This window comes from Lysinibacillus sp. FSL R5-0849, assembly GCF_038595075.1.
In the GTDB taxonomy this organism is placed as follows: Bacteria; Bacillota; Bacilli; order Bacillales_A; family Planococcaceae; genus Lysinibacillus; species Lysinibacillus fusiformis.
This window is the reverse complement of the sequence record NZ_CP152004.1, coordinates 3,554,171-3,580,171: the sequence shown is the minus strand read 5'-3', so window position 1 is coordinate 3,580,171 and position 26,001 is coordinate 3,554,171. Positions and strand designations below refer to the sequence as shown.

The following is a 26,001-nucleotide window of genomic DNA, read 5'->3' as shown; positions in this document are numbered from 1 at the left end:
CTTCAATTACCTTTACTCGTTTTAGACGATTTATATTGACGAGGTGATTGATTATATTTTTTCTTAAAAGCTACACTAAAATAGTGTTGGCTATTAAAACCACAGCTCTCCGCAATTGCTGACATACTAGCATCTAGATTTTCACTTATTTTCTTCACGGCCATCTCTAGGCGATAATTATTAATATATTCATTAATGCCGATGGATTGCTCCTCCAAAAACTTACGACTTAAATAACTAGGGTTTAAATGGATTTTTTCAGCAATAATATTTAAACTCAGTTTTTCATGATAGTTTTCATGAATATAGGAAAGGGCGCTTTGGATCGCATCATGGTTAGAGCTCCATACTTTATATTTCTCCACAATAGCATTTAATTCACTAGCAATAACAGGCTTTGTTAGATAGTCCTTTACTCCAATACGTAACGCTTGCTGCGCATATTCAAAGGTTTGATAGGCTGTTACCATTATAATGTCTACATCATAAAGTTCTTTTAACTCTTTACTTAAAGTGATTCCATCTTTCCCAGGCATTTGAATATCCAAAAAGGCGATAGTCATACGGTGCTTTTTAGCTAATTGCAGAGCTTGTGAAGCGTCCTGAGCAGTATGGAATGTCCAATTAGGGAAATGTGGCTTTAATAAATAAATCATTTGCTCAAGCTCTAAAGGCTCATCATCTGCGATTAATATATTCATGTTGAGGTTCTCCTTTCATATTCAAATTAGTAGAAAGCCTAAGCGGGAACATGGATCGTTACAGTGTAAAAATGTTGATCGTTTTGAATTGAAAATAAAATACTTTCGAGTCCATAAATAAGCTCGAGACGTTTTTTAATATTTTCAAGACCATAACCTTGCTGCAATTCATCTTCTACTTGCTCAATAGCCGATTCTATCTTTTCTGATGGTTGTGTATTTTTTATTTCTATTAATAAAAACTTGTCCATTTTCTTTATATAAATGAAAAGTTCAGCAGGTCCTATATGCTTTTCAAAGCCATGTTTATATGCATTTTCAATAATGGTCTGGAGAATAAATGGTGGTATTTGTACAGATAATGCTGCATCATCAACATACTTATGGACCGTCAAACGATGTCCAAAGCGTAGCTGTTGAATATTTAAATAGCTATCGACAAATAGCACCTCGTTTTTTAAAGCAATTAACACCTCATGATTATTATATTTAAATTTAAAAAACGTTGCTAAGGCCTCAATGCCCGCTACCAAATCTTCCTTTCGATTGATACGGGCTAGGCTCAGTAATGAATTTAATGCGTTAAAAAAGAAATGGGGCTGTATTTGCTGATTTAGCTGAAGAATATTGGCTCTTTGTAAATCTTGCTTTAGCTCTAAATTTCTTTTTTCTTCCTCTAGGCTATCAATTTGTTTTTCGAAAATAAATATAAAAGTAAGCAGAAAAGCTCCAATAATTGGAGCGATTACACATAGGAGAATATATATGTTGAAGGTTTCTAGTTGTAACATAATGACCTCTCCATTGAATTTATAAGTGTAAGTTACATTAAACTAAATTTTCTGCAAAATGGCAAGCTACCTTATGGGTTGCCGTAATTTCCCGTAAAGCGGGCACCTCTGCTTTACATTTATCTGTAGCGAACGGACAACGTGTATGGAAGCTACAGCCTGTGGGGGGATTTAACGGTGATGGTAGATCTCCCTTTAAAATAATACGCTCCTTACGATGCTCCTTATCAATGACTGGAATCGACGAAAACAGTGCTTTTGTATAAGGGTGATGCGGCTGGGTGAAAAGGGATTGCTTATCAGCAATTTCTACGACTTTTCCAAGATACATAACCATTATCCGGTCTGATATATGGCGCACCACACTTAAATCATGTGAGATAAATAAAAAGGTTAAATCTAAATCTTTTTGTAGCTGTTTCAGTAAATTTAAAATTTGTGCTTGGATAGATACGTCCAGGGCAGAAACTGATTCATCACAAATAATAATTTTGGGATTGACCGCAAGTGCTCTTGCGATCCCAATACGTTGACGTTGCCCACCAGAAAATTCATGTGGATAACGCTCTAAATATTCTGGTCGCAGTCCAACAAGTGACATTAATTCAATCATGCGTGCCTCTTGCTGCTCTGGAGGAACTATTTTTTGAATAGACATGGCCTCTGTTAACATTTTGCGAATGGTGCGTCTTGGGTTCAGAGATGCATAAGGATCTTGGAAAATTATTTGAATGTCCTTGCGCGCTACTCGCAGCTCTTTTTTATTCATCGTTACTAAATTTTTGCCGAATAATAACACTTCTCCAGATGTAGGCTCATCTAATCTTAAAATAGAGCGACCTGTCGTTGATTTACCGCAGCCAGATTCTCCAACAATACTAAGTGTTTCACCAGGCATAATCTCAAAGGAAACACCGTCCACCGCTTTAACCACCTGCTGTGGACCGAAGAGTTTTTCTTTTTTTAAGGAAAAATGTTGTTTTAAATTATTTACTTGTAATAGTGGCTGTGCTTGCTGCTCTTTTATCATAAGGTCATCTCCTCCATAAGTGTTGCTCCCTGCCATTCCTTACTGTACATCCAGCATCTTACCTTTTTCCCTGGCTCAATCGTAAGAAGTTCAGGCTGTTTTTCAAGGCATAAGTCTGTAGCAAATGGACAGCGTTCTGCATAGCGGCAGCCAATTGGATAATGATATGGACTTGGAACGGTTCCATGAATAGTAGATAATTCCTCTTGATCCTCATATAGTTTTGGCAAGGATTGAATTAAACCATTAGTATAAGGATGTAATGGTTTTTCAAAAAGGCTATCAGTTGTGCCTTCCTCTACAACCTGCCCTGCATACATAACGGCGATTTTATCGCAAATCTCAGCTACAACACCAAGATCATGGGTAATGAAGATAATGCTCATTCCTAACTGCTTTTGCAAATTTTGAATAATATCAATAATTTGAGCTTGAATGGTTACATCTAAGGCAGTCGTCGGTTCGTCAGCAATTAAAACATCTGGCGTACAAGCAAGTGCCATCGCTATCATAATACGTTGACGCATCCCGCCACTTAGCTGATACGGCTCTTGTTTCGCTCTTTTTTCAGGGGCTGGAATGCCAACTAGGCGAATCATATCCACCGCTTTTTGCCATGCTTCTTTACGTGATAAACCTTGGTGTAAACGAATGGATTCAGCGATTTGTTCACCAACGGATAGCACAGGATTTAAGCTTGTCATAGGCTCTTGGAAAATCATTGATATTTTATTGCCTCGAATTTTACGTAATTCTTCATCTGATAATTTCAAGATGTCTGTATTGTTTAAAAGAATTTCACCATTAACAATTTTGCCAGGGGGTGAAGGGACTAATCGAAGTAGTGATAGGGAAGTCATGGATTTCCCACAACCAGATTCTCCGACAATGCCCAGTGTTTCTCCTTTTTGAAGTGTAAAGGAAACACCGTCCACAGCTTTAGCGACTCCCTCACTCGAATAAAAAAAAGTTTGTAAATTCTTAACTTCTAACACTGTATCTTGTTTCATCTGTTTTTTCCCTCCCTAGTTTAAATCCATCCGTTTATTAAAGATTCGATACAAAATATCGACGAAAAGATTAATGAATACGAATATTAATGAAGCGACTAGCACGCCTCCTTGAACGATTGGTATATCTCGTGTACGAATTGCATCGACAATCATTCGACCTAATCCGTTCACGGCGAAAACAGATTCTACTAATACTGTGCCGCCAAGTAAACTACCAAACTGTAAGCCTACTACTGTAATAACTGGAATTAAAGCATTCCTTAATGCATGCTTTAAAATGATAATATAACCTTTTAAGCCTTTAGCTTTAGCCGTTCGAATATAATCTTGATTGACGACTTCTAACATACTTGAACGTGTCATACGTGCAACGATGGCAGCACCACCTGCGCCGAGTGTAACCGCAGGTAGAATAATATGTTTAGCACTGTCCCAGCCTGCAACAGGTAGCCAATGTAACTGAACGGAGAAAACGTACATTAATAAAATACCTAACCAGAAACTAGGGAGCGAGATTCCTAATAATGCCACAATCATTAAACCAACATCCATGAAGGAATAAGGGCGGATTGCTGAGATGATGCCGGCAATCAGCCCGAGAACAATAGTAATTAAAATACTATAAAAGGCCAGCTCAATTGTAATTGGTAAACGAGCCGTAATTTCTTCAAATACAGGTTGATTATTTTTTAAAGAATGACCCATGTCACCTTGTAAAAGATTTTTAATGTAATCTGTATATTGAATAGCTAAAGGCTTATTCAGTCCTAAATTTTCACGCAATTCATTAACGGTTTCTTGTGAAGCTCCTTCACCAGCTAAAATGATGGCCGGATCGCCTGGAATCATTTGCATAATTAGAAAAACAACAAGCGTTACACCGAGCGTCACGGGGATAATTTGAGCAAGTCGTTTTAGGATAAATAATGTCATATAACTTCTCTCCTTTAATTTTTCATTCTTGGATCTAAAGCATCTCGTAAACCATCTCCGAATAGGTTAAATCCTAGAACAAGGATGGAAATCATAATACCTGGGAAAAGGGCCATATATGGGGCCGTAAAAAGAAAATCCCTCCCATTGGATAGCATGGCACCCCATTCAGGAGATGGCGGTTGTGCACCTAATCCTAAGAATGACAGACCTGCAGCAGATAAAATGGCTGTTGCTAAACGCATAGATGCTTGGACAATAATAGGTGATAAAATATTCGGGAAGATATGCTTGATTAATATGGTCATATCATTCGCACCGAGTGTTTTAACAGCATCGATATATTCTAATTTTTTTACTTCCATTGTCGATCCACGTACAATACGGGCAAACATAGGGATGGAAAAGAATCCAACAGCAATAGTTACATTAATAAGACTTGGTCCTAATGCGCTGACAATCGCTAAAGCTAGTAATATACCTGGAAAGGCAAGCATGATATCTAAAATACGACTAATAATCGAATCAATCCATCTTCCATAGTAGCCAGAGATAAGGCCGAGGATTGTCCCAATTGTTCCACCAAATAACACGGCTGAAATACCAACACCAAGAGATAAACGGGAGCCATATAATATTCGACTTAAAATATCTCGTCCTTTGTCATCTGTCCCCATTAAATGATCTAAACTGGGTCCTTGTAATTTTTGATCTAACTGAACATCGAATGGATCATAAGGAGCTATAATTGGCCCGATAAGAAACATCAATATATAGAGAAGAATGATGATACCCCCTGCGACAGCGGCCTTATTTTTTTTGATTTTGTTTAGGAACGAGACAAGATTCTTTTTTCTAGAAGCTTTACGTGCATTCACTAAAACAGCATGGTCTATAGTAGTAGTTACTTTATCCATAATGAAACTCCTTTTCTATTTGATTTGATTTCAATTTAGTGAAAAGCGTAAAGAATGTAAATATTTTAGAAGGTATTAGTCAGAAAATTTAAAAAACAAGTAAAGATTTTAAAAAACAAGTGAATTTTATTTCTTTATAATTCGAAATGTAAGGACGAAAACATAAAAGGAGGAAATGTTTATGAAGAGAATGAAGGTTTTTTTATTGATGACACTAATTACTGTTCTAGTTTTGCAGGCATGCTCAACTGCTAGTAATAAGAGTGCTGAAGGTTCCAATGAGGGATCGAAAAGTGTAGGAGGGGAATTAGTTGTTTTAAGAGCATCAGATGCAACAAGCCTGGATCCTCACTTTATTACTGATATCCCTTCAGCGAATATAATTCATGGCAAAGTATATGAAACACTTGTTGCTTTTGATAGAGATCGTAAAATTGCTCCATTACTTGCAAAAGAGTGGGAACAAAAAGATGATGTCACATGGACGTTTAATTTAAATGAAGGCATTAAATTCCATGATGGAGCTGATTTTAATGCGGAAGCTGTAAAAGCTACATTCGATCGCATTTTAGATCCAGAGACTGGTTCACCACAGCGTGATAAATTATCAATGATTAGTGAAGTAGTAGTCGATGATACGTATGTTGTCACGATGAAATTAAAGGAGCCATATGCACCACTTTTATCAATTTTAGCAAGTCAGGAAGGTAGTATGATTAGCCCGAAAGCTATTGCAGAAGCGGCAGATGAATTAGCAACACATCCAGTAGGGACAGGTCCATTTGTATTTGATGCTTGGAAATCGGGTCAAGAAATTACATTAAATTCAAACAAAGACTATTGGGGTACGGTACCAAAAGTAGATAAAGTAACATTTAAAGTAGTACCCGAGGATTCTACACGTTTAGCGATGATTGAAAGCGGAGAAGCGCATATCGCTGAGCAAGTACCAGTAACTGAAATTGATCGTATTGAAAATTCGTCAACTATGAATCTATTCCGTGCAGAAGGATTGGCAGTAGAATTCATTGGTTTCAATGTGAAGGATGAACTGTTATCAGATGTTAAAGTGCGTCAAGCAATTAGTTATGCAGTGGACCGTGAAGCAATTATTAGCGGTATTTATGATAATGTAGGCACACTTGCCAATTCCGCAATGAGTCCAAAAATTATCGGTTATTCTAGTGAAACAAAGCCATATGATTATGATGTAGTAAAAGCAAAAGAACTACTAAAAGAAGCGGGTGTTAAAGAAGGAACAAAAGTTAAATTACTAACGAGCGACCGTAAAGAGCGTATTAATATGGCAGAGGTTATTCAATCTCAATTGAAGGGCATTGGTCTAGACGTTGATATTCAAGTAATGGAATACGGCGCATTTATTTCTGAAATTACGAAAGAACAACACCAAATATTTATTAGTGGCTGGGGTAATGCAACTGGAGATGCTGATTATAACCAATTTAATCTATTCCATACGGCTTCTATGGGACCTCCAGGAAACCATTTCTACTATTCAAATCCAGAAATAGACAAGCTAATTGAGCAAGGACGTTCTGAATCAAATCAAGAGGCACGTAATGAAATCTACAAAAAAGCAATGCAAATGGAGTTAGATGATGCTGTGTATATTCCAGTTCGTAACTACGAGCATTTAGCTGTTTACAGTAATGCTGTTAAAGGGTTCTGGTTAGATGCATCTAACTATACGATGATCAGTGGCGTTGAAATTGTAGAATAATCAAACTTGGTGAAACCTACAAATACCAATGAGGAGGAAACTATGAATAAATTACTGCTGAAAAATGTGAGATTAGAAGAGGCATTTGAGCATGAAAATGAACGCATTGTTGCAACGCGTACTGCTATTTATGATGTTCTAATTGTAGATGGATATGTTCAACAAATAGATAAGAATATAGTAGTCGATGGCGATGTAGAGATAGTAGATGCTCAGAAGCAATTATTAGTACCATCTTTCCGAGAAATGCATATTCATATAGATAAAACTTATTTTGGTGGAGAGTGGCAGGCGCCAAGACCTATTACAAAAGGGATATTAACGCGCATCGAGGAAGAACAAACGTTGCTTCCTAAACAATTACCGACCGCGGCTTATCGGGCTGAGGAAATGGTTAAGTGGTTAATTTCACAAGGACATACACATATACGGTCGCATTGTAATGTGGACCCACAAATTGGGACCAAGCATATTGAAATTACAAAGCAAGTATTAGAAACATATCAAGATCAAATTACTTATGATATTGTGGCTTTCCCACAGCATGGTTTACTGCGCTCTAATGTGGAAGGACTGATCCGTGAGGCGATGGCAATGGGGGCAACGCTTGTTGGAGGAGTTGACCCATCCATTGTAGATAGAAATATTGAGAAGTCATTGCAAACAACGATGGCTATTGCTCAAGACTATCAGGCTGGGATTGATATTCATATTCATACAGCTAATACTTTAGGTGAATTTGAATTTTATAAACTAATCGAATTAACCAAACAGGCGAAAAAAGAAGGACAAGTTACAATTAGTCATGCAATGGCGCTTGCGGATTTAGAACAATCAAGATTAGAAAACTTAGTTCAGGCGATGGCTGCTGTTCAAATGGATGTTACAACAACGGTACCAACGGATATTAATCGCTCGACGATACCTATTCCATACCTTTATAACAATGGTGTAAAAGTTTCTGTTGGACATGATAGTTTAACAGATCATTGGTCTCCTTATGGTACAGGAAACACCATTATGAAGTTAAATGTAATGGCGGAGAGATTCCGTTTTATTGATGAATATTCATTAAGTCGCGCTTGGAAATATGCTTCGGGTGGCATTACTCCATTGAATGATGCAGGAGAACGTGTTTGGCCACGGGTTGGTGATAAAGCCAATATGCTTTTAGTAGATGGAATTAGTACTGCGCATGTTGTAGCAAGAAGATGCCCTATTTCTACAGTTATTTCACAAGGACATATTATTCACCAACAGGAAGTTGGAGAGTTGAAAGGAGAATACAGATGAAGCACTGGCTTACAAATGTTCTACTTGAAACAGGAGAATATCTAAAAGAAAATGATACTATCGGTACAAAGGTGGAGCTTTTTCACCTTGAAATTACGGATGGCTTTATTTCTCAAATTGTACCAGCAACACAAACAATTGACTCTCTAGATGAAGTAACAGATATGAAAGGGAAGCTGCTATTACCAGCCTTTAAAGAAATGCATAATCACTTAGATAAGACATACTTATCTTTACCGTGGAAAGCATGTGTGCCTGTAAAAAACTTGAAAGAACGCTTGGGTCGTGAAGCACAAGAATTATCGGTCCTTGCAACGACTGGGAAACAACGAGCTGCAGCCATGATTGAGAAAATCCTCCATAATGGTGCCAATCATATCCGTACACATGTCAATATCGATCCGTACATTGGCTTAAAAAACTTAGAGGGTGTGCTAGAAGCATTGGAAGATTATAAAGATGTTGTGACATCAGAAGTCATTGCCTTTCCACAGCATGGCTTACTAAAAGACGATGTGCCTAAATTATTACGTGAAGCCTTGCGCAATGGGGCAACGATGATTGGTGGGCTAGATCCTGCTGGTATTGATAATTCAATAGAGCCTTCTCTTTATGAAGTCATGAATATCGCACAAGAATTTAACGTAGATGTTGATATTCACCTACATGATGGTGGTCATGTTGGCTATTATACAATCGATAAATGGATCGATATTGTAGAGGATGCAAACTATCAAGGGAGAACGGCTATTAGTCATGCCTTTTCTCTTGGGGATGTAACAGCTTTGGAACAGCATAAAATTGCAGATCGTCTAGCGCAGCAGCAAGTAAAAATTATGTCAACGGTGCCATTTGATTTAAGACGATTAATCCCACCCATTGATTTACTAACAGAGCATGGAGTAGATGTTCACTTTGGTTGTGATGGTTTTTATGATTCATGGAGTCCATATGGCTCTGGAGATATTTTAGAAAAAGCAACGACTTTTGCGGACAATACCCGTAAGCTAGATGAGCGTTCTATTCGACAAACATTAAAATACATTACAAATGGTGTCACACCATTGGATGCCAATGGTCAAAAGGTTTGGCCAAGCGTGCAAGATGAAGCAAGCTTTGTTTTCTTTGACGCCGTTTCTAGCGCTGAAGTCATTGCACATAAGCCATCAAAACGGGTGGTAATGTCAAAAGGCAAGTTTATCCATTAAGTATCAATCTAAATCCCCCTTATTTAGATACTATAGCAAACTAGAAATTTTCTAGTTTGCTATACTTATGTTTTAATAGATAGGAAGAAATACAAGAAAGGGAAGTAGATTTTTAAAAGAGTTGATCATGAACTATGTAGAAGTCTCTTATATACAGGTGCGATAAATATGAAGCAACTAACGATCTATATGATTTTATTTAGCTGTGTATTTTTTTGGGCCAGTAACTTTATTATTGGCTCTATTTTAATTGAACATTGGTCTCCGATCATGGTTGCTATTTTTAGATTAATGGTCATTGTTCTATTTTTAGGCTGCATTAGTTGGAAGGCAATTATTCGTACAACGTTTACACGCAATGACCTACTGTTGCTGATCATTGCAGGAATACTAGGTGTTTCCGTCAATCACTATAGCTTCTATGCAAGTCTCCAGCATACCTCTCCTATTACCGCGGCATTAATTTTAGCCTGCGCACCGATTGTCACATCTTTACTAAATAAAATGATTTATCATGAATCACGAAACGGTATATTTTGGTTAGGGGCAATCATTTCATTTATAGGAGTTGGCCTCATCATTACTAAAGGAGCCCTCATCACCATTTCTATTGGAAAGGGAGAGGTGCTAAGTTTAATTACGATGCTAAGCTTTGCCTTATTTCTTATTATTGTGAATCATCTCAGTCTGAAATTATCAGCCCAGTCCATCACCTTTTATACAAATCTAATCGGTTTGCTGGTGCTTGTCCCATTTTCGTTTACGATGTGGACACGAATAAATTGGCAAGTAACATACTCTTATTGGATGCTGCTCATTTTATCAGCGGTTATTATTCATGGGATTAGTAATTTACTTTGGAATCAAAAAATGAAGGAGATTGGCTCAACGAATGCTTCGCTATTATTGAATTTTGAGCCAGCTATCGCTATGCTATTAAGTGCGATTTTTTTAAAGCAATTTCCTACAAGTGTCCAAGTATATGGCTCCTTATTGATTTTACTAGGAATTCTGCTATGTATTTACTATAAGGAAATAAGAACTTTGCTTTTTATGAAAAGAAAAACAACTTAAAAAATCTATTATTTTGTACAGTATGTTGGAAATATTTCTAGCATGCTGTTTTTTTTGTATATGTTTTGTTTTTTTACAAAAATAATATTTCACGAAAAATGGACTTGTTCTAGCATATTTATAACCTGATAGAAGCAATTCATTGTGACTCAGAGTGTTAAACGTTCAATTTTAGTTGAAAAAAATATATATTTGAATAATAAAAATGAAGGAAAATTGAAAGTGGTTTAAAAATTATACATTCACTGTATTGTTATAAAAATATTATTTTACAATTTAAAGTAAAAAAAGAGGTGTTATACCATTTTTAAGGATATTTTTAAAAATAAAAAATTTGTCTTTTTCTATTGTGAAATTCTCTCTTATTCTAAAAATTTCTATATTATGTGTAATGCATTTGCTGTATTTCAAGTGTTGTTGCCTCCTGTTAAAAATGGTAAAAAGAGACGTATGTATCTGTTGAATGTGAAATTATGCACAAAAATAATTATTTTGATATAATTAATGGTTATTTGTAAAATAGAGTAGAAAAGTAATAATAGCTAAAAGGTGTTATGCTTTTTGTAGTATAAACGCTGTTTTGCTTAGAAAATGTAGGGTTTATTTAATGAAAAATATTAATGGAAAAACAAAATACTTTTTGGAGAAATAATATTTTTTAGAAAAACATCTTGCATTTGAATAATTCTAAGTGGTAAATTGTTTAACATGGACGTTCATAGAATTTTCACAGGTAGCAAAAGAGGGGAGAAATGAGAATTTATGAATAAAAATAGATGGTTAATTGCATTATCTGCAATCGCTATTCACCTTTCAATCGGTGGAGCCTATGCATACAGTGTATACAAGATACCGATTGTCACAGAAATGGGATGGAGTGAAACAAAGGTAACGGTTGCCTTTACCATTATGATGGGGCTTGCTGGGTTTTCAGCTGCATTATTTGGTAGTTTAGTAGAGAAGATGGGACCACGTAAATCGGCGATGGTAGCAGCGGTCTTATTTGGAGCAGGACAAGCTGGTGCAGGAGTTGCAATTTCAATGGATTCGGTCGTGTTGTACTGGTTAACATATGGCGTACTTAGTGGATTAGGTATGGGGATTGGTTATATTGCGCCAGTATCAACGCTTGTAAAATGGTTCCCAGATCGACGAGGTCTAGCAACAGGGATGGCCGTACTTGGTTTTGGATCTGGTGCACTAATTACAGCGCCAGTCGCAGCCAACTTAATGGAGGCAGTTGGCATCTCTACAACATACTTTATTTTAGGGGCAAGTTATTTCACGTTAATGATTTTAGGGGCTTCATATATAGCGCCGCCTAAGCCTGGTTATATGCCAGCTAATATGAAGGCAGCAGCCGATAACGGCAAAGAAGTAGTAAAGAAAGATTTAGCAGTTATGTCAGCACGTGAGGCTGTCAAAACAAAGCATTTCTGGATGCTATGGTCTATGCATTTAGTGAATGTTACTGCAGGAATTATGATGATTTCTGTTGCCTCACCTATGGCGCAGGAAATTGTCGGGCTATCAGTTGCAGGAGCTGCAGCGATGGTAGGAATCATGGGGTTATTTAATGGTGGTGGTCGTTTAATTTGGGCCGCTGTATCTGATTATATTGGACGTTCAAATGTATTTGTTATTTTCTTTACAGCACAGCTAATTACATTTATCGTTTTACCACATACAACGAACGTGATTATTTTCCAAGCACTTATTTTCTTAGTCGTTAGTTGCTATGGTGGAGGATTCTCAAATTTACCTGCTTTTGCAAGTGATTTATTTGGAACGAAACAACTTGGTGTGATCCATGGTTATTTATTAACAACTTGGTCATTGGGTGGTATTTTCGGACCGTTGTTAGTAAGCACTATCAAAAATGCTTATGGAAGCTATATTCCTGTATTCTATGTATTTGCAGGGTTAATCGCTGCTTCATTAATCATTTCAATCACATTACGTGCTGATGTACGTAAACAAACTGCTTTAAAAGCGGCACAAAATGTTGGAGACGTTTCCGCTACTCAATAATCTATTTTTGCGATAACTGTATAGGTGTCATTTCGCACATGGCACTTATATAGTTATTTTTTTGCATTGATTGTTATATAACAATTATCGGTTCCTCGTTTAATGTATAACAGTGCATACCTGATGTCAATACCATTACTGGAAATGAAAAAATTTCGTTATTAAAAGAGAAAATTTGTAACGAAAGATGGGGTAAGGGATAAAGCGCTAAAATTTGAATCTTTTCTCAAAAGTAATCGTATATAAAGTAATTAGGGAGGGATCTACTATGGGGAAATTTTCTTTAGATGAATTTGTTCATAAAACACAGCAGGATGATCAAGAAAATGATTATTTTGAATTGGAAACTGAGCGTGTATTAGAGGTTAATTTAAACGGTGAAGTATGGTCCAAAATGGGCGCAATGATTTCCTATACAGGAGACATTAAATTTGAACGTGAGCGCGTGTTGGAGCACGGACTTGGTAAGATGTTTAAAAAGGCTTTAACAGGTGAAGGTACACAATTGATGAAAGCAAGTGGAAAGGGCAGACTTTATTTAGCCGATCAAGGTAAGAAAGTAACCGTCTTTGATTTGAAAAACGACAGTCTTTGTGTAAATGGTAATGATCTACTTGCTTTTGAGCCTAGCATCAACTGGGATATACGGTTAATGCGAAAAATGGCTGGCATCATGTCAGGTGGTTTATTTAATGTAACGTTACAAGGGACAGGGAAAGTAGCGATTACAACACACTTCGAACCATTAACATTATTAGTAAAACCAGGTGAAACGGTTTATACTGACCCACATGCCACTGTCGCGTGGTCAGGGAATTTAACACCTGAGTTTAAAACAGATATTAGCTTCCGTACATTTATTGGTCGTGGAAGTGGCGAATCAATCCAGATGGCGTTTTCGGGTGAGGGCTTTGTCATTATCCAGCCATTTGAAGAAGTATATATGTCTAGTGAAAGCTAAAAAAGCGTGTCCGCTTTGTCCGGACACGCTTTTTCTTCTATTATTATAATGCCGCATTCATTCCTGCAATACGTCCCGTTACAAGGGCAGAGGTAATATTATAACCTCCTGTATAGCCGTGAATATCTAGGATTTCACCACAGAAGAATAGGCCTTCTTTTCTCTTGGAAGCCATTGTTTTTGGCTCAATTTCTTTTACGGAGACACCACCACCTGTAACGAATGCTTTATCAAGTGATTGTGTGCCACTTACTGTCAAAGTGAAGTTAACGAGTAAACGAGCTAGCTGACGAATTTTATCTTGGGATAATTCGGCACCCGTTACTTGTACATCGATATTTGCCTGTTCACATAAAAATAATAGCCAACGTTCTGGGGCGATGCCTTTCCAAATATTTTTCACAGCTTTTTTCGGATCCTCTTTGATCAACTTATTTAAATATTGTAGACATGTTTCTTCATTATAATTAGTTAAAGTTTGTATACGCATTGTTACGGGCTCATAGCCTGTTTTCATTAATTCTTTCACAACGAATTGGCTACAGCGTAAAACGGCAGGACCGCTTAAGCCAAAGTGTGTAAAGAGCATGTCCATTTGATGGGTAACGAGTACCTTACCTTTTTTGTTTAGCACAGAGACAGCAACATCACGTAAGGCTAGACCCTGTAGTTCACGTGCTTGAATGAAGTCCTCTTTCGAGATAACAGGGACTTCTGTTGGGAATAAAGTTGTAATTGTATGGCCAGCTCGCTCTGCCCATGGATAGCCATCGCCTGTCGATCCCGTTTGTGGGACAGCCTTGCCACCAACGGCTACAATGACGGCTTGGCTACGAATTTCGGAGCCATCTGTAAGACGGACACCGAGAATTTTTTCTTCATCCATGACAAGCTTGTTAACGGCTGTGTGTAAACGAACTTCAACATGTAAACGTTGAAGCTGACGAATTAGCGCATCGACAACATCTTGTGCACGGTTAGATACAGGAAACATTCTACCATGATCCTCTTCTTTTAGAGCAACACCAAGCCCTTCAAAAAATGCGATAATATCTTCATTATTATAAACGGTAAAAGGACTATAAAGAAAACGACCATTACCAGGTATATGCTTCACGATTTCTTCAACAGGCAAACGATTGGTCACATTACAGCGCCCGCCACCAGAAATGGCTAATTTTTTTCCAAGTTTTGCACCTTTTTCTAACAATAAAACTTTCTTTTTCCGCTCTCCAGCAGCAATCGCCGCCATTAAACCAGATGGGCCACCACCGATCACGATTACATCATACATAGTTAGAAACTCACTTTCTTTTCAATTTAGGAATCTTTCCTATTATACATGAAGTCTATATAGAGTAGGGGCTTCTTTGACATTGAAAATAATAGCAAAGTGTTTTATAATTCTTTATCCCTTCCTTCGTATTGAAGGGTATTTTATAGTAGAATGAAACACAATAAATTTTGTTATACAATTATATCGATGAAAGTTTCCTTTATTAGCATAGTCAGCATGAAATGAATGTCTTTTCATGCTATTATGGTAAAGGTTATGCACTAAATTATGAGGTGAAAAATAGAATGTGCGGATTTATAGGTTATATTAATGGAACAAATGTGATTGATCATCATCAAACAATTGAAAATATGATGAATACAATTATTCACCGCGGGCCAGATAGTGGTGGTATTCACAGTGACGATACAGTAACGTTAGGATTTAGACGATTAAGTATTATTGATTTATCAGATGTAGCGAATCAGCCATTATATAGTGAAGACGGCAATATTGTGCTTGTATTCAATGGAGAGATTTTTAACTTCCAAGAGCTGCGTGCAGATCTTATTGAAAAAGGACATACTTTTAAAACGCAATCAGATAGTGAAGTTATTATTTATGGCTATGTAGAGTATGGTGTAGACTTTGTGAAAAAGCTACGTGGTATGTTTGCTTTCTGTATTTGGGATAAAAAGAATGATTTACAATTCATTGCTCGTGATGGTTTTGGTATTAAACCATTGTATTACTCTGAACATACAACAGATGGTACGTTTATTTTTGGCTCTGAAATTAAATCATTTTTACCACATCCTTCATTTATTAAAGAATTAAATAAAAAGGCATTACGTCCTTATTTAACATTCCAATATTCTTCGATGGATGAGACATTCTTTAAAGGGGTCTTTAAATTACCACCAGCACACTATATGCTCATTCAAAATGGCAAAAAGCAAATTGTGCAATATTGGGATAAAAAATTCCATGCTAAAGAAGCATCCATTGAAAAATACATTGAAGAAATTCGTTCAACTGTTAAAGAATCAGTAGAAGCTCATAAAATCAGTGATGTAAAAGTTGGTTCATTCTTATCAGGTGGTATTGACTCAAGTTATATTACGTCCTTATTACGTCCAGATAAATCATTCTCAGTTGGGTTTGCTGATTATGAAGATATGTTTAATGAAACGAACCTAGCTAAAGATTTATCTGATACGTTAAATATTCAAAATGAACGTAAATATATTACGGCAGATGAGTGTTTTGAAGCTCTTCCAAAAATCCAATGGCATATGGATGAGCCACAATCGAATCCTTCTTCTGTACCTCTGTACTTCCTTTCAGAGCTAGCCTCTAAAGATGTAACAGTTGTACTATCAGGTGAAGGTGCGGATGAAATTTTCGGTGGCTACTCTTGGTATCAAAACTCAGGAAGAATGCAAAAATATGAAAAACTTCCATTGGGTGTTCGTAAAACGTTACGTGGAATCGCGGAAGCTCTACCTAAAAGCCAATATACGAACTTCCTTATAAAAGGTGGTCAAACGGTAGAGGAACGCTTTATAGGGGAAGCAGTAGTTTGGGATGAAGTAGATGCAATTAATGTTCTAAAACCTGACTATAAAAATGCACCATCTGTAAAATCTATTACAAAACGTATTTATGACGAAGTACCAGGCGAAGATGATGTGACGAAAATGCAGTATTTAGATTTAAATCTTTGGATGCCAGGCGATATTTTATTAAAAGCTGACAAGATGAGTATGGCGCATTCGATTGAATTACGTGTACCATTCTTAGATAAAGAAGTAATGGAATTAGCTAAAAATATTCCTTCTCAATATCGCGTCAACGACATTGATACAAAATATGTTCTGCGCCAAGCTGCACATCAAGAATTACCAGAAGAATGGGCTAAACGTCCGAAGTTAGGCTTCCCAGTACCAATTCGTCACTGGTTACGTGAAGAAAAGTATTACAACATGGTAAAAGAAATGTTTACTACTGACTTTGCCAATGAATTTTTTGATACAAAACAATTAGTTGGCTATTTAGATGAACACTATGAAGGAAAAGCAAACCGAGGTCGTTATATTTGGACAGCCTATGTATTCCTAGTGTGGTATAAAAAGTTCTTTGTGGACATGTAATAAAGAAATGGGCTTTAATCGGTGGGGTTTTTTGTAATCCTCACCGATTATTTTCAGGTCTTTTTTCATCAAGTATACTTTTAAATGAACTTTTTGATGATTTTATGCGTCTCATTTCCTATAAATATGTTAAGATTACAGTTGGTTTACTTATGAAACTTTCGAGTGACAGCGCTTGCATGTTGTGACTATAAAAAAACGAAAAGATTTTTATAAGTATGCTTGGAAGTATAACTATAATATTGATTTTACAATGAATGGATGGGTATGATGTCCAATTTAATGAAAGGTACTGCGATATTAACATTGGGGATGTTTTTATCGAAGGTGCTCGGATTAATTTATATTTTTCCGTTTTATGCAATTGTCGGAGAGAAAAATATCGCACTCTATCAATATGCATACATCCCTTACTCTATTATGCTGGCAATCGCCATATCAGGTGCGCCCATTGCTGTCTCCAAATTTGTTTCTAAATACAATGCAATGGGGGATTATCAATCAGGTAGAAAGCTGATGAAATCGGGCATACTCATTATGATGATGACTGGTTTTGCAGCATTTATTGCCCTCTTTTTCCTTGCTACACCTATAGCAGGATTGGTGATTAAAAGTGAAGAACAAGTTTTTACAGTAGATCAGATTGCTTCGGTCATAAGATGGGTTAGCTTTGCCTTAATTGTTGTACCTTTTATGAGTCTTTGGCGAGGTTTCTTCCAAGGCTATGACAAAATGGAGCCTACCGCTGTTTCACAATTAGTCGAGCAAATTGTGCGAATTGTCGTGTTACTAGGCGGTTCCTTTATCGTGGTGGTTGTGTTCAAAGGTAAACCAGAGACTGCCATTTCCTTTGCAGTATTTGCAGCCTTTATCGGAGCGATCGGTGGCTTAGGTGTTCTTTATTATTATTGGAAAAAATATCAGCCTGAATTTAACTTATTACGCAGTCAAAGTGTAACCTCTACACAGCTGCCCATGTCCAATATTTATAAAGAAGTTATTACCTACTCCATACCAATGGTGTTCGTAGGTGTAGCCAATCCACTATTCCAATTAGTCGATATGCTTACATTTAATGGGGCTATGACATCCATTGGCTTAGCTGAGGTGACAGATACCTATCTATCGATGATTAACTTTATGACACATAAGGTTGTCATCATTCCTGTCATGCTAGCAACAGGTTTTTCGATGGCGCTTGTCCCGACGATTACAAAATATTACACACAGGGGGAATATTTATCGCTACGTCATGCGATGGATAAAACCTATCAAATTTTAATTTTCATTACATTGCCAGCCGTAGTTGGTATTTCTCTATTAGCAAATGAAATTTACTTTATGCTGTATTCTGAAAGTGAAATGGGTTCGATGATTTTAGCCCATTATGCGCCTGTTGCCATTTTATTTGCGTTATTCCAAGTGACAGCTGCCCTATTACAAGGAATAGATTTTCAAAAATGGATTGTCTTCAGCTTATTATCAGGAATTTTCGTTAAACTAGCGCTAAATATCCCATTAATTCGTTTATTGGAGGCAGATGGCGCTATTGTAGCAACTGCAATCGGTTATAGTGTATCCATTATTATTAATATTCTTGTGTTACGTAAAACATTAAATTATCGATCAGAGATGGTCGTTCGACGTGTCATGTTAATTGCATTATTGACTATGGCAATGGCGGTCAGTGTGTTGATTGTCCATAAGCTACTGGAATTACTAATGGGTCCAGTTGATAGTAAATTCTCAGCATTACTGTTCTCTGTTATTTGTGCAGTTGTTGGCGTAGCTGTCTATGGCTTCTTGTCACTCCGTATAGGTTTGGCACAAAAGCTATTAGGTGAACGATTAACTCGTATTATGAGCAAGCTGGGAATGAAATAGGAGTGGTAAGATGCGGTTAGATAAATTACTTGCAAATATGGGATATGGCTCTCGCAAGGAAGTTAAACAGCTATTAAAGCAAAAAGCTGTCACAGTAGATGGTGCTTCTGTCAAAGATGCTGCTATGCATGTTGACCCAGAACAGCAAAATGTGTCCGTCTATGGAGAGCGTGTCGTTTATACAGAATTTGTCTATTTTATGATGAATAAACCACCAGGTGTTATTTCTGCAACAGAAGATTTAAGAGATGAAACAGTTATTGACCTATTGGAGCCATTAGACCAGCATTTTCAACCTTTTCCGGTTGGCCGACTCGATAAAGATACAGAAGGCCTACTGGTATTAACGAATGATGGTATATTAGCTCATAAATTATTGTCTCCTAAAAAACACGTGCCAAAGGTTTATTACGCACATATTGAAGGTGTTGTAACGGAAGAGGACGTAGAGAAATTTGCAGAAGGCGTGGAGCTAGATGATGGGTATATGACAAAGCCTGGCAAGCTTGTTATTCTAAAATCTGCGCCACAATCTGAAATTGAGCTAACCATTCAGGAGGGCAAATTTCATCAGGTGAAGCGAATGTTTGAGTCTGTAGGTAAACGTGTAACCTATTTAAAGCGTATATCTATGGGGAATCTAAAATTAGACGATCACCTGGCGTTAGGAGAATATCGTGAGCTAACTGCAGAAGAATTAAACTGCTTACAAAATAACCCTTAACATGTTCCTCGGTGCTAACTTAGCATCGGGGATTTATTATATACAGCCTTATGACAGTAACTGTATAATACGTAATGAGTTATCTTAATATAGTGAGGAAGCGTATTATTGTCTAAAATATTTCCAAAAAATGATGGTGAAAATAAGTAGAGGGCCAATAAATGAAGAACCTGCGAATTAAATTATTACTATCTTTAATAGCTTTTGCAGTTATCCTGGTTGCTGTAATTTCAAGTGTGAATAGGCAAATATTAGTTGATGATATAGAAGAACAAGTTGCCAGGAATAGAGTGTTAATAGAAAATCATATTCTTACAGATATGCGAACAGTAGATAATGCTCATTTATATTTTGATGAAAACATGTCAGACGAAATGGAGCAGGGACTGAGAGCTTTAAAAAACTATTATCGTGAGAATCCAAATGTTGCTACATGGGATTTACAACAAATGAAAAATAAACATAATATGGATATATACATAGTAGATCAGTCTAATACAGTAATATACACAACATTTGATAAAGATCTTGGTTTCAATTTTTCTAAGTGCTGTCAGCGTTTTTCTGCATTATTGGATGAACGACGTGCGAGTGGAGAGTTTTTCACAGACGGGATAGACATTTCCACAACGACAGGAGAATACCGAAAATTTGCCTACCTTGCTACACATGATAAGAAATATCTACTTGAACTAAGTATAGACTTATTGAAAAATCCAGTCTTTCAAACTTTTAACTTTGAGAAAACTTCAGAATATTTGGTAGCAAAATACGTTGATTTAGTAGAAGTGCAAACGATTAGTGCTGGTGGGGTTTTCTTTAATGATTCAAGATCGAAGCGGATAACCGTACAAGAACAATCCGAACAGTTTCAGAAATATTTTGAGCTAGCAAGGAAGAAGATGCAGCCTGTCGAGTATCAACAAGCATTTAATCAGGGGCAGATTGAAACGCATCTTTTTTTACCTTATGAAGCAGAGACGGTCAGAGGGGAGTCTTCCAAAAGAATTGTTTATGTGAAATATACTAATTTCACAAAAATGGAAGCGCTTCAAAAAAACACAAAACAGTTTTGGGTTTTACTAGTCATTGCTTTAGTAACCGCCTTTGTCATGCTGTTAGTTATTAATAAAATACTCTCTAAAACAATCCATCTCGCCACTTTTGATCCGTTAACAGGTGTCTATAATCGTGCAACCTATATTCGAAAAATGGATAGCTTACTAAAGAAACGAAAAATAAATAGGCCTGGATTATTGTTAATCGATTTAGATAATTTTAAACAAGTAAATGATCAGTTTGGCCATGCGGAAGGGGATCATATCTTAATTGGAACGGCCAAAATCTTAAAAAAAGTAGTGAAAAAAGATGGTTTTGTCGTAAGGTTTGGTGGAGATGAATTTGCCATTGTTTTGTATGATACAACAGAGCATCATATGCAACAGCTAGCAGATGCCATCTTGGCGCAAATAAGAACTCTCAAATTCGAAGGTCAAGACATAGAGAAATGGTCGGTACTATCGGTGAGTATGGGAGGGGCTATTTATCATCATCCCGAAGATTCAGAAATGAGCTTATTTGAGCGAGCGGACCAAGCACTATATCAATCGAAAAATGCTGGTAAAGACCAATACTCTAGCTATGCTGAAGCCGCTGCTGTCGAAGATGCCAAACTTTAAAAAACGCCCCATACTATAAATAGCAAATTAAGCTATTTGATAGATATGGAGCGTTTTTTAATGTGTTGATGTTTTAGATCGATAAAAGATACAACTACACAATACTAGGACAGCTATAATTGCAAACATGGCATCCATATAGTGCGTTAATAGCCAACCTCCTATAATGGGTCCGATAAAGCCCCCTAAATTTTTAAACTGTGCAGCGCCAAGGTAGGTCGCTTTTTGAGTGTCAGGCGCAATTTCATCAATCATGACATTCATTGTAGGGAAGGCAAAGATTTCTCCAATCGTAAAAATAATCATGGCGATGATATAGAGCGTATAGTTGTCGGAGAGCCCGAACATGAATAGGCCGATCGCAAAAAATAGAATACCGATTAATAAAGTGGCGGATGAGGAAAATCGTTCAGACACAATACTAATAGGTAATTGTAATAATAAGACGACCGCTGCATTAAGTGAAATCAATAGGGAATACAGTTTTGTTCCATTTTCAACAGTTAATTCAATGAATTGTGGCAATGTCGAATCAAATTGAGAGTACCCGATATTGATAAGGATGGCCCCAAAAATAAAGCTAAGCAACACACGATTTGTTAAAAGGATTGTGAAGGTGTGCAAAATTTTTGTTTGCATAACAGCTTTTTGTTGTTGCATTTGATAACGATTTAACACGAAAAATAAAAATATGGCGTAAATAATATACATAATACCTGTTAGCATAAAAGGTATACTTGGGCTTGCTAACTGCGAGATATAGACACCTATTATTGGACCAATGACTGCGGCAATATTAATGGCAGTGTACCGTAGTGAAAAAAGTCTTTTCCGTTTATCAGAAGGTGTAAAATCAATCATTAATGCCTGAGTGGAAGGTTCAAAAAATGAGCGACAAAGACCGTTCAAGGCGTTGAATAGAATAAATAACCAAACTGTATGGACAGTGGCAAAGCCAAAGAATACGAGGCTCCATACAATGATCGTTAATAAAATGACACTTTTCCTTCCGAAACGATCCGTTAAATATCCACCAAAAAACCCCCCAACTGTAGATATAAGGGGTGCAATCCCAATAGTCAATCCAATTTGTAAAGGAGAGGCTTCAATTTCATTATGTAAATAAATAGCTAAAAAAGGCATTGCCATAAAGCTTGCAATACGTGTGAAAACTGTTCCACCTAAAATAATCCAAACTAATGGATGAAACAAATTTGACAGTTTCATATAAAATCCTCCTCTCAACAATTTAGAATGTTTCGAGTTTAACGGATTGTTAAGCAACTGTAAATAGTCAAAATACTCTCGAGAGATACGCTTCAGTAAAGTTAAACGAGAAATGACTGAACGTGCTTCATTTTATTTAAAGGAGCAAGATGAGTTTTTCATTTATTTTCTTATTCCTACTGCCAATGAAACAGCAAAATAATGATTGTCTTCGATTGATCCAAGAAGATCAACAATATCTAATAATCTTTTAACAGCAAAAAAAGAATGACCCCGACGAAAGGTCATTCTTTTCCATACACAATGCTTTACGCATTCTACGTAAAACTAAGACGTCAATTTTACTTTTTTCTTCGTCGTTGTCCATCTGCCTCGACTTGGACTCGTCACCAAATCGTTAAAGGCTAACACGTTCAAATCTCTTTGAACGGTGCGAGGAGTGATACTAAACTCTTCGACTAAATCCTGTGTAGACACGGTTCCTTTGTCTAAAATAAACATGTACACGTCTTTAATACGATTAAGCATTCGATCAGTAGTTGGTTTCATTAAATGAACCACTCCTTCATCTTAATTCTCTTGGCAAAGACTAGCGGACGACAATATGTGCGGAGTGCACTTAGGCTATTAAGTAGCTGCCTTAGACATCCCCTTTTCTAATTTTTATAGTCAGAAGAATTATTCTGATAACTTCATTATATAGAAAAACTACATGATTTTCTAGTGAATGCAATAGAAATTTACAATAGAAACATAAAATTTTCACTGTATTTTGTGGGAATACCTGAAAAACATGCTATATGTGGTAGTGTCAGTAGAAGTTGCTGAAAATAGTTGTCAGAAAGAAGATTGTCGTTTATGTTGTAAGGTGTAGAATAATGTTAATACTTGAAGGAGGTACATGGTATGAATTGGTTACAGGCTGCAAAAGAAAGGCAAGATGAATTAGTACAAGAGTTACAGGAGCTTGTGCAAATTAATAGTATTCTTGATGAGGATACAAGAACTACTGAGATACCTTTTGGTAATGGTCCACTTCAAGCGCTTGAATGGTTACTAGCAAAGGGACAAAAAGAAGGGCTACTAACGAAAAATGTTGATAACTATGCTGGACATATCGAAATGGGTGCAGGTGAAGAATTATTAGGTATTTTATGTCACGTTGATGTGGTTCCAATTGGAGATGATGCTGATTGGACATACCCACCATTTAGCGGCACTGTAGCTGATGGTAAGCTGTATGCACGTGGTGCAATTGATGATAAAGGCCCTACAGTTGCTGCATGGATGGCCATGAAACTTGTCAAAGATGCAGGTATTCAATTAGATAAAAGAGTGCGAATGATCGTTGGTACGGATGAAGAAACAGGGTTCCGCTGTGTCGACCACTATTTCAAACAGGAGGAAATGCCATCAATCGGTTTTGCACCCGATGCAGATTTCCCGCTCATTAATGCTGAGAAAGGCATTGCAGAGCTTGTGTTCTCTCAAAATAAAGTGGGTGATGCAACGAAAGAACAGCTACTACTATTTAATGCAGGAAAGCGCCCAAATATGGTACCAGATTTGGCCAAAGCAACAGTTCAGCATGCATCAGCGCAATTCGAACAGAATTTTCAAACATTTTTAAGCAAAAATCAGCTAGATGGCTCTTTATTAATGGAGGACTCTCGCTATATAATAACTATCAAAGGTAAAGCAGCCCATGCAATGGAACCAGAAAAAGGTGTCAATGCAGCTGTTTATCTTGCTGCGTTTTTACAACAAGAGTTGACGACTGAGTCAAGTAAACAATTTGTCGACTTTATCGCAGATGTTTTTTATCAGGATCATTATGGCCATCAGCTTGAATTACAATTTGAAGATGCCATGTCTGGTCATACAACGTTAAATCCAGGCATTGTTAGCTATGATGTTAGTAAAGGTGGCAGTTTAGTAATTAGTATGCGCTATTCTGTGTCCTATCCATTCGATGAAAAAATTACAGAGGCTCAACGTTTAGTTGTAAAAAGAGGATTTTCATTAGATATTCAAGACGACTCCAAGCCTCATTATGTCAGTGAAGATGACCCATTTATCCAAACATTAGCGTCCATTTATAGACGTCAGTCAGGTGATACAGAAACACCGCTATTATCTACAGGTGGTGGGACGTATGCACGTGTGCTGAAAAAGGGCGTGGCATTTGGCATGTTATTCCCTGGGGAGCAGGATGTGGCGCATCGGGCGGATGAGTTTGTAGTGGTTGAAAATCTTGTAAAAGCAGCGGCTATTTATGCGGAAGCAATTGTTGAGCTTGCGGGAAAAAAATAACATAAAGACGAAAAGGATGAACGGAAAATGGCATATTCATTATGGAATGATCAAATTGTTGAAGAAGGATCTATTGCAATCTCACCAGAAGACAGAGGTTATCAGTTCGGTGACGGTATTTATGAAGTAATCAAAGTATATAACGGAAATATGTTTACAGCACAAGAGCACATTGATCGTTTCTATGCGAGCGCCGAAAAAATTCGCCTTGTTATTCCTTATACAAAAGACGTTTTACACAAATTACTACATGAGTTAATTGAAAAGAATAATTTGGAAACAGGACATATTTATTTTCAAATCACTCGTGGAGCTAATTCCCGTAATCACGTTTTCCCGGATGCAAGTATTCCAGCAGTATTAACTGGTAATGTAAAAGCGGGTGAACGTGCATATGAAAACTTTGAAAAAGGTGTTAAAGCCACTTTTGTTGAGGATATTCGTTGGTTACGTTGTGACATTAAATCTTTAAACCTGCTTGGGGCAGTTTTAGCAAAACAAGAAGCTGCTGAAAAAGGTTGCTATGAAGCGATTTTACATCGCGGAGATATCGTGACAGAATGCTCTTCAGCAAATGTTTATGGCATTAAAGATGGTAAACTTTATACACATCCAGCTAATAATTTCATCTTAAATGGTATTACACGTCAAGTCATTTTAAAATGTGCGGAAGAAATTAATTTGCCAGTGATCGAAGAGCCAATGACGAAAGCGGATTTACTAACAATGGATGAAATCATTGTGTCGTCTGTATCTTCAGAGGTTACGCCAGTCATTGATGTGGACGGCAACCAAATTGGTGCTGGAGTTCCAGGTGAATGGACTCGTCAATTACAGCAAACATTTGAAGCGAAATTACCACTTTCAATCAATACAAAATAAAAGAACCTTGTAGGGAACTATCTGTATGGATAGTTCTCTTTATTTATGGTGTAATGTTGGGTCTTGTCATGTAAAATGAAAAGGATAGTAGCATAATCTTACAGATTGAAATTTGTAGAACAAATGTCGATGTAATGAATACATAAGAATGCATAGACTCTTTTATCTTA

Annotated in this window: 21 protein-coding genes; 12 read left to right on the top strand and 9 right to left on the bottom strand. The window is 36.9% G+C overall.

Annotated features, from left to right (window positions below; all coding sequences use genetic code 11):
• Nucleotides 1-2 precede the first annotated feature (2 nt).
• From MKY80_RS17545 to MKY80_RS17520, 6 genes are read right to left on the bottom strand one after another with little or no spacing between them, the layout of a single operon-like run.
• On the bottom strand, nucleotides 3-701 hold the full coding sequence (locus MKY80_RS17545) for a response regulator (RefSeq protein WP_008176665.1): 699 nt from the start codon (nucleotides 699-701) through the stop codon (nucleotides 3-5).
• Between the two features lie 38 nt (nucleotides 702-739).
• Nucleotides 740-1,492: a histidine kinase gene (locus MKY80_RS17540; RefSeq protein ID WP_008176667.1), complete on the bottom strand. Its 753-nt coding sequence runs from the start codon at nucleotides 1,490-1,492 to the stop codon at nucleotides 740-742.
• 37 nt (nucleotides 1,493-1,529) lie between these two features.
• Nucleotides 1,530-2,522: a dipeptide ABC transporter ATP-binding protein gene (locus tag MKY80_RS17535; RefSeq protein ID WP_107922376.1), complete on the bottom strand. Its 993-nt coding sequence runs from the start codon at nucleotides 2,520-2,522 to the stop codon at nucleotides 1,530-1,532.
• Complete coding sequence (locus tag MKY80_RS17530; RefSeq protein WP_107922377.1) at nucleotides 2,519-3,532, bottom strand: ABC transporter ATP-binding protein; 1,014 nt, start codon at nucleotides 3,530-3,532, stop codon at nucleotides 2,519-2,521. The genes MKY80_RS17535 and MKY80_RS17530 overlap by 4 nt, the downstream gene beginning before the upstream one ends.
• 15 nt (nucleotides 3,533-3,547) lie before the next feature.
• Nucleotides 3,548-4,468, bottom strand: coding sequence for a nickel ABC transporter permease (gene nikB / locus MKY80_RS17525; RefSeq protein ID WP_008176673.1), 921 nt, complete (start codon nucleotides 4,466-4,468; stop codon nucleotides 3,548-3,550).
• 14 nt (nucleotides 4,469-4,482) lie between these two features.
• Nucleotides 4,483-5,385, bottom strand: a complete 903-nt coding sequence (locus MKY80_RS17520) for an ABC transporter permease (RefSeq protein ID WP_008176675.1) — start codon at nucleotides 5,383-5,385, stop codon at nucleotides 4,483-4,485.
• A 181-nt stretch (nucleotides 5,386-5,566) separates the two neighbouring features.
• Between MKY80_RS17520 and MKY80_RS17515 the strand changes: the two genes are divergently transcribed.
• The 6 genes from MKY80_RS17515 (at nucleotide 5,567) to MKY80_RS17490 (ending at nucleotide 13,693) form a co-directional block, all read left to right on the top strand.
• Nucleotides 5,567-7,126: a glutathione ABC transporter substrate-binding protein gene (locus MKY80_RS17515; protein ID WP_107922379.1), complete on the top strand. Its 1,560-nt coding sequence runs from the start codon at nucleotides 5,567-5,569 to the stop codon at nucleotides 7,124-7,126.
• Between the two features lie 42 nt (nucleotides 7,127-7,168).
• Nucleotides 7,169-8,419: an amidohydrolase family protein gene (locus MKY80_RS17510; protein WP_043990197.1), complete on the top strand. Its 1,251-nt coding sequence runs from the start codon at nucleotides 7,169-7,171 to the stop codon at nucleotides 8,417-8,419.
• Nucleotides 8,416-9,627 carry an amidohydrolase gene (locus tag MKY80_RS17505; RefSeq protein WP_342530466.1) on the top strand — a complete coding sequence of 404 codons (1,212 nt, stop codon included), beginning with the start codon at nucleotides 8,416-8,418 and terminating at the stop codon, nucleotides 9,625-9,627. The genes MKY80_RS17510 and MKY80_RS17505 overlap by 4 nt, the downstream gene beginning before the upstream one ends.
• A gap of 168 nt (nucleotides 9,628-9,795) precedes the next feature.
• Nucleotides 9,796-10,701 (top strand): DMT family transporter, encoded by a 906-nt coding sequence (locus MKY80_RS17500; protein WP_008176683.1) that lies wholly within the window; start codon nucleotides 9,796-9,798, stop codon nucleotides 10,699-10,701.
• A 762-nt stretch (nucleotides 10,702-11,463) separates the two neighbouring features.
• Nucleotides 11,464-12,732, top strand: coding sequence for an OFA family MFS transporter (locus MKY80_RS17495; protein WP_008176685.1), 1,269 nt, complete (start codon nucleotides 11,464-11,466; stop codon nucleotides 12,730-12,732).
• A gap of 268 nt (nucleotides 12,733-13,000) precedes the next feature.
• Nucleotides 13,001-13,693: an AIM24 family protein gene (locus MKY80_RS17490; RefSeq protein WP_008176687.1), complete on the top strand. Its 693-nt coding sequence runs from the start codon at nucleotides 13,001-13,003 to the stop codon at nucleotides 13,691-13,693.
• A 43-nt stretch (nucleotides 13,694-13,736) separates the two neighbouring features.
• Here the strand turns inward: MKY80_RS17490 and MKY80_RS17485 are convergent, their stop codons facing one another.
• Entirely contained in the window at nucleotides 13,737-14,987 is a 1,251-nt protein-coding gene (locus MKY80_RS17485; RefSeq protein WP_008176688.1) for an NAD(P)/FAD-dependent oxidoreductase, read from the bottom strand.
• Nucleotides 14,988-15,274: 287 nt separating this feature from the next.
• Between MKY80_RS17485 and asnB the strand changes: the two genes are divergently transcribed.
• The 4 genes from asnB (at nucleotide 15,275) to MKY80_RS17465 (ending at nucleotide 21,409) form a co-directional block, all read left to right on the top strand.
• The gene (gene asnB / locus MKY80_RS17480) at nucleotides 15,275-17,122 is read left to right on the top strand and encodes an asparagine synthase (glutamine-hydrolyzing) (RefSeq protein ID WP_089985632.1); all 1,848 of its coding nucleotides are present in this window, start codon (nucleotides 15,275-15,277) and stop codon (nucleotides 17,120-17,122) included.
• 270 nt (nucleotides 17,123-17,392) lie between these two features.
• The gene (locus MKY80_RS17475; RefSeq protein ID WP_025117504.1) at nucleotides 17,393-19,006 is read left to right on the top strand and encodes a polysaccharide biosynthesis protein; all 1,614 of its coding nucleotides are present in this window, start codon (nucleotides 17,393-17,395) and stop codon (nucleotides 19,004-19,006) included.
• 10 nt (nucleotides 19,007-19,016) lie between these two features.
• Nucleotides 19,017-19,730 (top strand): pseudouridine synthase, encoded by a 714-nt coding sequence (locus MKY80_RS17470; RefSeq protein ID WP_008176694.1) that lies wholly within the window; start codon nucleotides 19,017-19,019, stop codon nucleotides 19,728-19,730.
• Nucleotides 19,731-19,891: 161 nt separating this feature from the next.
• Complete coding sequence (locus tag MKY80_RS17465; RefSeq protein ID WP_089985633.1) at nucleotides 19,892-21,409, top strand: GGDEF domain-containing protein; 1,518 nt, start codon at nucleotides 19,892-19,894, stop codon at nucleotides 21,407-21,409.
• Nucleotides 21,410-21,466: 57 nt separating this feature from the next.
• On the opposite strand, the gene MKY80_RS17460 is transcribed toward MKY80_RS17465, so the two are convergent.
• On the bottom strand, nucleotides 21,467-22,636 hold the full coding sequence (locus MKY80_RS17460; protein WP_008176697.1) for an MFS transporter: 1,170 nt from the start codon (nucleotides 22,634-22,636) through the stop codon (nucleotides 21,467-21,469).
• Between the two features lie 327 nt (nucleotides 22,637-22,963).
• Complete coding sequence (locus MKY80_RS17455; RefSeq protein ID WP_004226074.1) at nucleotides 22,964-23,185, bottom strand: DeoR family transcriptional regulator; 222 nt, start codon at nucleotides 23,183-23,185, stop codon at nucleotides 22,964-22,966.
• A 357-nt stretch (nucleotides 23,186-23,542) separates the two neighbouring features.
• Between MKY80_RS17455 and pepV the strand changes: the two genes are divergently transcribed.
• Nucleotides 23,543-24,949 carry a dipeptidase PepV gene (gene pepV / locus MKY80_RS17450; RefSeq protein WP_089985635.1) on the top strand — a complete coding sequence of 469 codons (1,407 nt, stop codon included), beginning with the start codon at nucleotides 23,543-23,545 and terminating at the stop codon, nucleotides 24,947-24,949.
• A 27-nt stretch (nucleotides 24,950-24,976) separates the two neighbouring features.
• Nucleotides 24,977-25,831 carry a D-amino-acid transaminase gene (gene dat / locus MKY80_RS17445; protein WP_008176707.1) on the top strand — a complete coding sequence of 285 codons (855 nt, stop codon included), beginning with the start codon at nucleotides 24,977-24,979 and terminating at the stop codon, nucleotides 25,829-25,831.
• The last annotated feature ends 170 nt before the right edge of the window (nucleotides 25,832-26,001 follow it).

Bases quoted from the DNA above. Each gene is read 5' to 3' on its own strand.
- MKY80_RS17510 (WP_043990197.1), top strand. From the start codon at position 7,169: ATGAATAAATTACTGCTGAAAAATGTGAGATTAGAAGAGGCATTTGAG.
- nikB (WP_008176673.1), bottom strand. From the start codon at position 4,468: ATGACATTATTTATCCTAAAACGACTTGCTCAAATTATCCCCGTGACG.
- MKY80_RS17545 (WP_008176665.1), bottom strand. From the start codon at position 701: ATGAATATATTAATCGCAGATGATGAGCCTTTAGAGCTTGAGCAAATG.
- MKY80_RS17500 (WP_008176683.1), top strand. From the start codon at position 9,796: ATGAAGCAACTAACGATCTATATGATTTTATTTAGCTGTGTATTTTTT.
- MKY80_RS17495 (WP_008176685.1), top strand. From the start codon at position 11,464: ATGAATAAAAATAGATGGTTAATTGCATTATCTGCAATCGCTATTCAC.
- MKY80_RS17465 (WP_089985633.1), top strand. From the start codon at position 19,892: ATGAAGAACCTGCGAATTAAATTATTACTATCTTTAATAGCTTTTGCA.
- MKY80_RS17490 (WP_008176687.1), top strand. From the start codon at position 13,001: ATGGGGAAATTTTCTTTAGATGAATTTGTTCATAAAACACAGCAGGAT.
- dat (WP_008176707.1), top strand. From the start codon at position 24,977: ATGGCATATTCATTATGGAATGATCAAATTGTTGAAGAAGGATCTATT.
- MKY80_RS17520 (WP_008176675.1), bottom strand. From the start codon at position 5,385: ATGGATAAAGTAACTACTACTATAGACCATGCTGTTTTAGTGAATGCA.
- asnB (WP_089985632.1), top strand. From the start codon at position 15,275: ATGTGCGGATTTATAGGTTATATTAATGGAACAAATGTGATTGATCAT.
- MKY80_RS17485 (WP_008176688.1), bottom strand. From the start codon at position 14,987: ATGTATGATGTAATCGTGATCGGTGGTGGCCCATCTGGTTTAATGGCG.
- MKY80_RS17475 (WP_025117504.1), top strand. From the start codon at position 17,393: ATGTCCAATTTAATGAAAGGTACTGCGATATTAACATTGGGGATGTTT.
- MKY80_RS17455 (WP_004226074.1), bottom strand. From the start codon at position 23,185: ATGAAACCAACTACTGATCGAATGCTTAATCGTATTAAAGACGTGTAC.
- MKY80_RS17540 (WP_008176667.1), bottom strand. From the start codon at position 1,492: ATGTTACAACTAGAAACCTTCAACATATATATTCTCCTATGTGTAATC.
- pepV (WP_089985635.1), top strand. From the start codon at position 23,543: ATGAATTGGTTACAGGCTGCAAAAGAAAGGCAAGATGAATTAGTACAA.
- MKY80_RS17460 (WP_008176697.1), bottom strand. From the start codon at position 22,636: ATGAAACTGTCAAATTTGTTTCATCCATTAGTTTGGATTATTTTAGGT.
- MKY80_RS17505 (WP_342530466.1), top strand. From the start codon at position 8,416: ATGAAGCACTGGCTTACAAATGTTCTACTTGAAACAGGAGAATATCTA.
- MKY80_RS17515 (WP_107922379.1), top strand. From the start codon at position 5,567: ATGAAGAGAATGAAGGTTTTTTTATTGATGACACTAATTACTGTTCTA.
- MKY80_RS17535 (WP_107922376.1), bottom strand. From the start codon at position 2,522: ATGATAAAAGAGCAGCAAGCACAGCCACTATTACAAGTAAATAATTTA.
- MKY80_RS17470 (WP_008176694.1), top strand. From the start codon at position 19,017: ATGCGGTTAGATAAATTACTTGCAAATATGGGATATGGCTCTCGCAAG.
- MKY80_RS17530 (WP_107922377.1), bottom strand. From the start codon at position 3,532: ATGAAACAAGATACAGTGTTAGAAGTTAAGAATTTACAAACTTTTTTT.